The organism is Arthrobacter sp. K4-10C (assembly GCF_059090085.1).
On record NZ_JBNHFI010000001.1, the window covers coordinates 584,677 to 593,724 of the forward strand.

General features: G+C 65.1%; 12 protein-coding genes. 9 read left to right on the forward strand and 3 right to left on the reverse strand.

The genetic code is table 11. The annotated features are described in order from the left end of the window. The first annotated feature begins 109 nt into the window (after positions 1–109). Together AC5RUU_RS02705 and AC5RUU_RS02710 are read left to right on the forward strand one after the other, a co-directional pair. Entirely contained in the window at positions 110–460 is a 351-nt protein-coding gene (locus tag AC5RUU_RS02705; RefSeq protein WP_493973653.1) for a hypothetical protein, read from the forward strand. Positions 461–482: 22 nt separating this feature from the next. Then, positions 483–749, forward strand: coding sequence for a hypothetical protein (locus AC5RUU_RS02710; RefSeq protein ID WP_493973654.1), 267 nt, complete (start codon positions 483–485; stop codon positions 747–749). A 46-nt stretch (positions 750–795) separates the two neighbouring features. Here the strand turns inward: AC5RUU_RS02710 and AC5RUU_RS02715 are convergent, their stop codons facing one another. Continuing rightward, positions 796–1,518 (reverse strand): TetR/AcrR family transcriptional regulator C-terminal domain-containing protein, encoded by a 723-nt coding sequence (locus tag AC5RUU_RS02715; protein WP_493973655.1) that lies wholly within the window; start codon positions 1,516–1,518, stop codon positions 796–798. Positions 1,519–1,806: 288 nt separating this feature from the next. Between AC5RUU_RS02715 and AC5RUU_RS02720 the strand changes: the two genes are divergently transcribed. From AC5RUU_RS02720 to AC5RUU_RS02745, 6 genes are all read left to right on the forward strand, one after another. Then, a complete protein-coding gene (locus tag AC5RUU_RS02720) occupies positions 1,807–2,058 on the forward strand; it encodes a hypothetical protein (protein ID WP_493973656.1) in 252 nt (83 codons plus the stop codon). Positions 2,059–2,237: 179 nt separating this feature from the next. Further along, complete coding sequence (locus tag AC5RUU_RS02725; RefSeq protein ID WP_493973657.1) at positions 2,238–2,393, forward strand: hypothetical protein; 156 nt, start codon at positions 2,238–2,240, stop codon at positions 2,391–2,393. A 120-nt stretch (positions 2,394–2,513) separates the two neighbouring features. Beyond that, complete coding sequence (locus AC5RUU_RS02730) at positions 2,514–3,410, forward strand: diacylglycerol/lipid kinase family protein (RefSeq protein ID WP_493973658.1); 897 nt, start codon at positions 2,514–2,516, stop codon at positions 3,408–3,410. A gap of 44 nt (positions 3,411–3,454) precedes the next feature. Next, positions 3,455–4,279: an alpha/beta fold hydrolase gene (locus tag AC5RUU_RS02735; protein ID WP_493973659.1), complete on the forward strand. Its 825-nt coding sequence runs from the start codon at positions 3,455–3,457 to the stop codon at positions 4,277–4,279. A gap of 125 nt (positions 4,280–4,404) precedes the next feature. Beyond that, on the forward strand, positions 4,405–4,749 hold the full coding sequence (locus AC5RUU_RS02740) for a hypothetical protein (protein ID WP_493973660.1): 345 nt from the start codon (positions 4,405–4,407) through the stop codon (positions 4,747–4,749). A gap of 177 nt (positions 4,750–4,926) precedes the next feature. After that, positions 4,927–5,220: a DUF3040 domain-containing protein gene (locus AC5RUU_RS02745; RefSeq protein WP_493973661.1), complete on the forward strand. Its 294-nt coding sequence runs from the start codon at positions 4,927–4,929 to the stop codon at positions 5,218–5,220. Here the strand turns inward: AC5RUU_RS02745 and AC5RUU_RS02750 are convergent. After that, on the reverse strand, positions 5,207–6,829 hold the full coding sequence (locus AC5RUU_RS02750; protein ID WP_493973662.1) for an ABC transporter permease: 1,623 nt from the start codon (positions 6,827–6,829) through the stop codon (positions 5,207–5,209). The two genes, AC5RUU_RS02745 and AC5RUU_RS02750, sit on opposite strands and share 14 nt — an antisense overlap. After that, complete coding sequence (locus AC5RUU_RS02755; protein ID WP_493973663.1) at positions 6,829–7,752, reverse strand: ABC transporter ATP-binding protein; 924 nt, start codon at positions 7,750–7,752, stop codon at positions 6,829–6,831. Before AC5RUU_RS02755 ends, AC5RUU_RS02750 begins: the two co-directional genes overlap by 1 nt. Positions 7,753–8,168: 416 nt before the next feature. Between AC5RUU_RS02755 and AC5RUU_RS02760 the strand changes: the two genes are divergently transcribed. Further along, positions 8,169–8,957: a hypothetical protein gene (locus AC5RUU_RS02760; protein ID WP_493973664.1), complete on the forward strand. Its 789-nt coding sequence runs from the start codon at positions 8,169–8,171 to the stop codon at positions 8,955–8,957. Positions 8,958–9,048 lie beyond the last annotated feature (91 nt).

Sequence of the window (9,048 nt, forward strand, 5' to 3'; positions counted from 1 at the left end):
AGCACCCTGAGGGCGTAGACTCGCACTACATCGGGACGTCGAGACTGGACATCCGGTTCCCCGAAAAAAGAGCCCGTTCCTGCCAGCACCCACGCGTATCGGGTGCACGGTGTCGAGTCATCTCAACGCTGACCGCAGGATCAAGGACAACGAGGGCGGACGTGACCGGACTGCTTCGGCGGAACAGACATCGACAGCTATCTTCACCCAGGGATCCGGCCTCGGGTCCCTGAGCCCCAGTCACAGCCGTTCCACGTTCCCCCGGGTCCGGCAGTGCATCCCCAAGACTCGGCAGAACGCCATGACCACCACCCAGAACCTTCCAGCACGCACCGAATCGGCGTTGATGCTCAGCACAGAGGAACTGGATGCCCTCGGCTGGTCGAGGAACAGCGGCTCGAATCCCCCTTTCAGGCGGCCGCCGAAATACATTTCGACTGACCCCGGCACCCTGCCGTGAACCAGAACCAGAAAGGCGCACCATGACCGACAGCAACATCCGCGACCAGTGGCACAGGCTTCCCTCCTCAGCACGGCAGTGGCTGATTGACAACCCCGGCTGCGTAATCCTTCCGCGGACCCTGACCGCGGAAATCGGCGCAGCGACGGGAGAACCCTCGAGTGAGGACCCCCACGGCGAAACCACGCTCTGCCAAGAGGACATTGACTTCATCCAGATGAAATCGCGCGAGGCGGGGACCGCTGAGCCGCCCACCGATTACCGGTTCTTCGACTCGGTTCAACCCTAGGCGTCCCTCCAGGCGCCGCCGGCCCAGCGGCGGGCGTGGTTCCCCGCTAGCGGCTGGAGCGGTCCGCGCGCCTCGGAGCAGGCCCGTCCAGCTGGGCGGCCAGACCCGAGAGCAGGATGCTCAATCCTTGGTCCAGTTCGGCGTCGCCGTCGTACTCCGCGAGGACTGGGCCCAGCGCACGCAGGTGTGGAAAGTCTTTGCTCGGGAGGCGGTGCAGGCCCAGGCGCAGGATTGCTTCGTTCTCGTCCGGATCCACGATGAATTCCTGCAGCTCGTTGAGGATGTGTCCGTAGAGAAAACCGTAATATGCGCGGTAGACGTGCAGGGCGTCGGCAGGAGAGAAACCGGCCTCAATCAGCAGGGCCAGAATTTGCTCCAACGGGCGCAGAGTGCCCAGCGGACGCAACCCTAATGGAGTGGACAGGGGCCTGGTCACCAGCAGCGGCACGACGTTGGGATGCCGCAGGGCCAGGAACCGCAGATCGTGCGCGATCCGGCGCAGTTGGGCCTGCCAGTCCGGATCATCAGGAAAAATGGCCAGTTCGTCGAGCACCACTTCGGTCACCCCGTCCAGCAGGGCTGCCCGGTTGGCCGCATAGCGATAAAGGCTCATGGGGTCCCGTCCCAGCTCCTGGCCCAGGCGGCGCATTGTGAGGGCCTCAAGGCCTTCGGCATCTACCAGCGCCAAGGCCGTGGAAAGGACGAGCTCCCTGTTCAAGCGGGCTCGGGGCACTTTGCTGTGGTTGAAGGTTTTCCGTTGGGAAGCCATGAAGATCCGTTCCTATTGAGTAGCGCCAGCCCACCCAATGGAGGTCCGCAAGCTTGCTTATTTCTGGGTCTACGGGTAAAGTCTACACCGTAGAGAAGTTGTCGACATGGTTTCAGCAAAGGGATCAGGGTTTGCACGGCCGTCCAGGCTGCTCACACCACCCAGAAGTGCCGGAGCATGACAAGTCATTCTCTGTTACTACCCTCAATGCCCCGTGCAAGGCATTTGAGTTGGAAACCGCTGTAGCCGAACGGCGAACAACCGCACCATAGTGAAAAGAGCCCTTCGATGGCACATTCACACTTCGACCAGTTCCTCAGCGAAGCCACCTACGTAGATCCGGAGTCCGACTCCACTCTTGACGGCGACTCCTTGTACGGCCTCTACACCAGCTGGTGCTGCCTGTCAGGGAAAACTCCACAGGCAGAGCGCACTTTCTGGGCCGCCATGGATCAGCGCGCCGTCACCGGGCAGCGCTTGAAGATGACAGGCCCGGCTGCTGCGGATTATATCCTGTCCAGCTACCACGCCCTGGTCTGAAACCGGTCCGCGGACCGGAGCCGCCTCGCTGACAATTACCATCCGGCCGAGCCCGCAGGCATCCTTGCGGCCCGGCCGGCCACACTGGTCCCATGCTGCCTGTGCAGGTCCCAGACGCAACTCCCCCGCCGACCACCCTTGGCCGCGTGCGCAGCGGCAGGACCAGCAAAGGATCGACCATGACGAACACCCCCCACACCGAATCCCCAGGCGCCGCTCCCGGGAAAGAAGCCCGGAGGAGCCTCGAGGAGCTTGACCTCACGCCAGAGGGACTCGCCGACGCCCCAGCCCACCAAGAAGACTTCGAAAGCATCGTCCATGCAGGCAACAGCTAGGGACCGGCGCCAATTGGGGAGTGAGTCCCTGCTGCCAGCCAGCAACGAGGTCCCCCAAGCCGCCGGACGGCCCGCGGTCCAAAACGATACGACGAACTATTGACCCACGGAGCCCCCATCATGAGCACTGCACGTACCTTCGAATCAATCATTATTATCTTCAACCCCAACAGCACTGGCGATGCCCCCAAACTCGCTGAGCAGCTCAAGGCCAGCCTCGCGGAGCTACTTCCGTACGTTGCCGACGTCGCTCTTCAACCTACTGCGCATGCCGGCCATGCCGTTGAAATCGCCCGGGAGGCTGCCGGCAGCGGCCGGAATGTGCTGTTGGTCTCTGTCAGCGGGGACGGCGGCTACAACGAGGTAGTGAACGGCGTTATGCAGGCCGGCAATCCGAACGCGGTCTGTGCCGTCATGGCGGCAGGCAACGCCAACGACCACCGGCGCACCACGCGCACCCAACCGCTCGAGGCAGCCATCGCCGGCGGTGAGGTGCGACACATCGACCTCCTGAAGGTGACAACAGGCGGGAACGGCGCCCCCGCGGAATACGCCCACTCCTACATCGGGTTCGGTCTCACCCCGGTCATGGCCATCGACCTGGAGAAAGGCAGTAAAGGCGCGCTGAAGGAGATGTTCTCCGTGATGCGTACCTTCTCGAAGTTCAAACCTTTCGAGATCCGACAAGCAAACGGCAAGCGGCGCAAGTTCGACAGTCTCGTCCTGGCCAACATCTCCGAAATGGCCAAGTACGCCACCCTCAGCGAAGCCGACGACGCGGCATCGGACGGCAAATTCGAAGTAGTCATCTTCCCCCACCGCTCGAAGCTGCGCGTGCTGATCTCCGCGCTTCGCGCCGCCACCCAAGGCCTGGGGGACCAGCCCAGCGTGAGCAGTTACCGGTTTACAACCCTGAAGCCCATCCCGTACCAGATCGACGGTGAAGTCAAATCCGTTGATGCGGATACGCAGGTCACCATCGAAAGTGCCCCGGCTGCCCTCGCCACCTTGGGGTAACCAAAACCAAACCGAACGCACAACCCATCACGAAAGGGACACCGGTGCACCCCGCAACCGCCCAACTGCCCAAGACTGCTTCAAGCCTGCACCGCTCGCTCCTGCCCGGGAGGGGCCCGCGGCTGACGCCCAGGATCGTCACCACAGGGTCCCTGACCTCCCACGTGCACACCCTTGCCGGCCCGCCAGGATCATCGGCCCCAGTCTTTGTGCTGCTGCACGGCATCGGCATGTCCCACCGCTATTACCGGCGGCTTCAGATCCTGCTGGCCCGGCACGGGGACACCCACGCCATCGACCTGCCCGGTTTCGGTGGAACACCCCGACCGGACCGGCAGCTTTCCGTCGCCGACTACGCGCACCACATCAACGCAACACTCGACAAAATGGATGTGAGCCGCGCCGTCGTTATCGGACACTCAATGGGGACGCAGTTCGCCACCGAGCTCGCGCTCCAGTACCCGGATATGGTCTCCCACATTGCGCTCCTTGGCCCGGTGGTAGATCCGGAACGCCGAACCGTCTTCCAACAGTCCCTGATGCTGGGTCTGGACTCGCTGAGGGAAAGCCCGCGGGGCAACGCCACCGTATTCACCGATTACGCCCGCTCCGGCCTGCGCTGGTACCTCACCGAGCTCCCCGTCATGATGACCTACAACCTTCAAGCGCGGGTTGCGCTCGTCGCCCAACCCGTCCTGGTGATCCGCGGCTCACGTGACCCCGTAGCGCCCCGGGGCTGGTCCGAGAAACTGGCCGCCACCGCACCAAACGGACGCTTCGTTGAGGTTCCGGGGAAACCCCATATCGTCCACCACGGCGGCGCCGCCAGCACTGCAACAGCGATTTTGGATCTCCGTCGCCAGCAATAAGGCACGTACATTACCTGGAAACACGGAACGCCCGGGGCCGCCTGCATCGAACGCTAGCCTGAACCCAACCCGCTCAGTCAACCCATTCGCGACCGGGGCTGCATTCCCGGTGGAACGGAGCAACGATGACCTACACCGGCATGGCCAAATCGCAAGGCAGCTTCTACGTCATCAGCGGGCTCTGGCCGCTGGTCCACATGCGAAGCTTTGAAGCTGTCAGTGGACCCAAAACGGATAAATGGCTGGTCCGGACTGTTTCCGGCCTCCTTATAACCATCGGTTTGGAACAACTCCGTGCAGGATCCCAAGCTGGAGGGGGTGCGGCAGCAAAGCGCCTTGGTGTCGGGACGGCTGCAACCCTGACCGCAATAGACCTGGTTTACGTGGCCAAAGGCAGGATCAGCAAGGTTTACCTGCTGGACGCCGCAGTTGAGCTGCTCATCATAAGAGCCTGGTTGCGTAACCCCTAGCTTCCTGCCCCGTGGCGAGCGAATGATCTGTATCCGGGCGCGGGCCGTCACGGGGGTGTCAAGAATGCTGGGGCGCAGTCACGACTGAGTAACACCCGTTGTTTGGCCCCGCCGAGGGTGCCTAGCCTGATGGGTGAAGGCATGTATGGAATGTGAGCTCAAAGAAGGCGAAGGCCAATGCCATTGTCCGATGATGAGCGCAGGCGCCTTGAGGAGCTTGAAAACCTTCTCAGCGCCCAGGATCCGTCCCTGGCCCGGGACTTGGAAGAAGGAACACCGGCGGGCCGGATCCCGCGCCGGATGGTGTTTGCAATCCTGGCCGTTCTGGCGGGCCTGGCGCTTGTCCTTGTCGGGGTCGCCACTCAGATTCTGCTCATCGGCGTCGCTGGGTTTGTGCTCGAATGTGCAGCAGCCTACTGGTTCCTGGGCGGGCAGGACGTTTATATCCGGAACCCGTTTAGTACCCCGTGAGGTCCCGCTCCCGCACCAGGCGGCTGGCGGCCGAGGCGGCAGCAATAGCGACGGCGGCCATCAGCACTGCGGCGGCCGGATCGAAGGCTTCGACGGGCATCGCGGACGAATGCCGGAACGGGCTCAGGTCCTGCAGCCAGGCCGGCAGTCCAAGCAGTTCCCCGAATTGCCCCAACACCAGGGCCGCAGCCAGGGCATCCCAGCCGACGGCGCTGCTCCAGCGGGGTGCCACCGCAAACGCCAGCACTGTCACGGCGGGAAAGACCAGCGCCGACGGAACATGGGCCACCGCAGCCACAAAAACCGTACCGGCACTGCTGCCCCCTGCCTGCGCAACGGTCAGCACAGCGGCCGCGGAGGCTCCTGCGGCAGCCGCTACCGCCGTCGTCGTCATCGCTGCGACGGCGAGCACCCCGCCCAGCCAGCGGACGCGCGACGCCGGCACGGCCAAGAGCAGTTCCGCCCGCCCTTCCACTTCTTCCGCCCTGAGCCGCAGCACCGCTTGGATTCCCGCCGCAGCAGCCATAACTCCGGCCATACCGAGTATGGCCGTGGTGAACAGGTCGACCATGCCTGCTTCGCCGGGCACCAGGCGGCTCATCAGGTCCCTCAGGGCTGGGTTGCCGGCCAGGGCGTCCCCGACCACCGGGCCCAGCCCGCCCGCGACGGCACCGAGCGCAGCAGCGGTGAAGCACCAGCCTGCAAGCGTTCCGCGCTGCAGGCGCCAGGCGAGCCCAAGCATCGACGCCAGGCCTGCACCGGCCCTTTCCGGACCCGATTCGTTGGCCGGGATGTAGCTGGCACCCAGATCCCTTCCGCGACGGAGCGCCACGGCCACCGCCGCCAGGACCAGGGCGGCGCCGCCAATGACCAGGAGCGGCAGCGGGTCTGCTTCCGTAAAGGGCCGAATGCGCTGGCCCCAGCCTATGGGCGAGAGTAAGGAGGGCCAGCCAGGAGTGACGTGCAGCAGGGACGCATCGGCGGTTCCGAGGGCGTCGCCGACGCCCCGGCATCCATAGGCCGCACCCACCAGCGTTGCGGCTGTACCGTTGGCGCTGCGGGCGGACGGCATGAGCTGGGCTATCAAGGCCGCGGCCGCCATGAAGAACAGACCCACGGCTCCCACCGCCGCCCCCGCCAGGAAGGAACCGCCAACCGGCAGGCCCGCCCCTGTGAAGCCGCCGGCCACGGCGAAGGTGAGGACCACGTTGGCGCAGGTGCCAAGAACCAGGGTGGCCTGCAGGGGTGCGGCGCGGGTTACTGCCGTGGAACCGACGAGTTCGAAGCGGCCCTGGTCCTCGTCGGCCCGCGTGTGCCGGACCACCAGGAATGCACTCATCAGCCCGGCCAGCACCGCCGCGAAGGAATAGCCTTGGAAGAATGTGACAGCGCCGGAGCTGATGCCGTCAGGGAGCCCGCGAAGAAAAAGGAAAGCCGGACTGGCGGCCGCCACGGTGATCAGGGCGGCCCGCTCACTTTCGGCGCCGAACTGTGTGGTGATGGCCGTGGCTGCGACAAAGCCTAGCCCGGCAATGCCCAGGATCCACGCTGCCAGAACTTCCCGGTCCCTGCGCGCCTGCAGCAGTGCCAGGCGCAGAACGGCCCCCATTACCGGACCCGGTTCTGCTGGGCGTGGGGCTGTTCGCTGTAGTGGCGCAGGAAAAGCTCTTCCAGGGAGGGCGGCGCGGCGGTAAGGCCTGTGATACGGGCCGATGCGAGGGCATCCAGCACGGAACCGAGGTGGGCGGCGTCGGCGTCGAACTCAATAGCCTCGCCGTCTTGGCGGAGATTATGGATGCCACGCCAGGAAGGCAGCACTTCCGGCCTCGCCGCGGACGTGATCCGGAACCGGGTCCGGGTCAGATGCCGGAGCTCCCCCAGGGTCCCCGACTCCACGGCAGCCCCGGACCGGATGATGGTCACCCTGTCACACAGCTGTTCCACCTCCGCCAGGATATGGCTGGACAGCAGCACCGTGGCCCCCTCCCCGGTGACCCGCCGGACATGCCGGCGGAAGACGGCGTCCATGACCGGGTCCAGCCCGGAACTTGGCTCATCCAGCAGGTAAAGCTTTGCGCGGCGGGAAAACGCGGCTATCAGGGCGGCCTTTTGCCTGTTGCCCTTAGAGTAGGCCCGGGCCTTCTTCCGCGGATCGAAGTCGAATTCGTCGATCAACTGCCGGCGCAGGCTTTCGTCGGCGCCGCCGCGGAGCCCTGCCAGCAGGTCAATGACCTCGCCGCCGGACAGGTTGGGCCAAAACGTTACGTCCCCGGGAACGTACGCTACGTCCCGATGCGCCTTGACCGGCTCGGACCAGGGGTCGATGCCGAAAACCCTCGCCGTTCCGGAGGAGGGCCGGACCAGTCCCAGGAGGATCCGGAGCGTTGTGGACTTCCCCGCGCCGTTGGGTCCGAGGAATCCGTGAACCTCGCCGGGCATGACGGTCAGGTCAAGGCCTGCCAGCGCGGCCGTCCGCCCGAAGTTCTTCACGAGGCGGGAGGTGTGGACAACGGGGGATGGTTCGGTGTGCATGGCCGGTCCGTTCCGGGGTCTCGTCGCTCACGCACAAGGCGGTTGCCAGGTGCGTGCCGCAGGCTTTCAGGCGTGCGGGCCGACCAGGCTTCCCGGCTCTCCGGTCCACATCATACAAGTGGTGGATGCGCCGCGGAAGAGGCGCGAAAGGGGTCCACGCCGACCCGGTGACGCAGCGCTGGCACTCCAGGGTTCGCGGCCCCGCCCTGGCACACCACGCTCGAACCGGCCTCACCGGGGACCGGCCCCCGTCCGCCGAAAACGGCTTCATCTGGGAAAACATCCGGCAAACACCTGCTCATCGCTTGCATATGGGATAGCAAGTGTGCTTACTATCTAATTAGTAATCAAGCTTACTAATTAGCGCAGGTGCGGGATGCTGCCGCTAGCTACCCCGAAAGAAGGAGAGAGCATTAATGACTGAGAACCAGTGGCCCGGAGGATCAACACCGGGCACCCTCGACCAGTACGGCAACCCGGTCCCCGGCGCCTCCCCACAAGGCACCGATGCAGCCGCCTCGAAGAAGGAGGCGGCGAAGGATGAAGCCTCCCAGGTGGCAGGACACGCTGCATCGGCCGCCCAGGGCGTCGCCCAGACGGCCAAGGAAGAGGTGGCCAACGTTGCCTCCGAGGCGAAGTCCAGTGCCAAGGATTTGCTCGGCCAGGCGAAGTCGGGCCTGAGCAGCCAGGCCGGCACGCAGCAGCAGAAGGCGGCCGAGGGCATCCGGACCATTTCCAGCCAGCTGCAGAGCATGGCGGACGCCCCGGACCAGCAGGGCGTGGCCAGCGACCTGATCCGCCAGGCCGCAGAGCGCAGTGAATCCGTAGCAGCCTGGCTGGAGAACAAGCAGCCGGGCGACCTGCTCGGCGAGGTCCAGCGCTTCGCCCGGAACCGTCCCGGCACCTTCCTGCTGCTGGCCGCCGGCGCCGGTGTCCTGGCCGGCCGCCTCACCCGCGGCCTCACCGCAGGCGCTCCGGCTCCCCAAACCGCTGCCATCCCACCGCAGCCCGCACAGGCACCCAGGACCGAAGCAGGTACCGGCGAACCCTTCTATGAAGCAGCGGCAGCTCCCGCAGCTTACGGCGAAAGCATCTACGGGGAGCCGGGACGGCCCGCGTTTTCCGGCACCGAGGCAGGCGGAGTTCCGCTCAATGACCTGGACGACCCGTACAACAACACCCCGGGTGGAGGACGGCAACTGTGAGTAGCCAGATTCCTGAGATGCCGCCCAGTGAGGCGCATCAGAAGGCTGATAACGCTTCGCTGGGTGAGTTGCTGGGTGATGTGACCCGGGA

Excerpts from the sequence above, each read along its gene's own strand:
- AC5RUU_RS02710 (WP_493973654.1), top strand. The coding sequence starts at position 483 with ATGACCGACAGCAACATCCGCGACCAGTGGCACAGGCTTCCCTCCTCA.
- AC5RUU_RS02745 (WP_493973661.1), top strand. The coding sequence starts at position 4,927 with ATGCCATTGTCCGATGATGAGCGCAGGCGCCTTGAGGAGCTTGAAAAC.
- AC5RUU_RS02760 (WP_493973664.1), top strand. The coding sequence starts at position 8,169 with ATGACTGAGAACCAGTGGCCCGGAGGATCAACACCGGGCACCCTCGAC.
- AC5RUU_RS02740 (WP_493973660.1), top strand. The coding sequence starts at position 4,405 with ATGACCTACACCGGCATGGCCAAATCGCAAGGCAGCTTCTACGTCATC.
- AC5RUU_RS02755 (WP_493973663.1), bottom strand. The coding sequence starts at position 7,752 with ATGCACACCGAACCATCCCCCGTTGTCCACACCTCCCGCCTCGTGAAG.
- AC5RUU_RS02725 (WP_493973657.1), top strand. The coding sequence starts at position 2,238 with ATGACGAACACCCCCCACACCGAATCCCCAGGCGCCGCTCCCGGGAAA.
- AC5RUU_RS02750 (WP_493973662.1), bottom strand. The coding sequence starts at position 6,829 with ATGGGGGCCGTTCTGCGCCTGGCACTGCTGCAGGCGCGCAGGGACCGG.
- AC5RUU_RS02720 (WP_493973656.1), top strand. The coding sequence starts at position 1,807 with ATGGCACATTCACACTTCGACCAGTTCCTCAGCGAAGCCACCTACGTA.
- AC5RUU_RS02715 (WP_493973655.1), bottom strand. The coding sequence starts at position 1,518 with ATGGCTTCCCAACGGAAAACCTTCAACCACAGCAAAGTGCCCCGAGCC.
- AC5RUU_RS02730 (WP_493973658.1), top strand. The coding sequence starts at position 2,514 with ATGAGCACTGCACGTACCTTCGAATCAATCATTATTATCTTCAACCCC.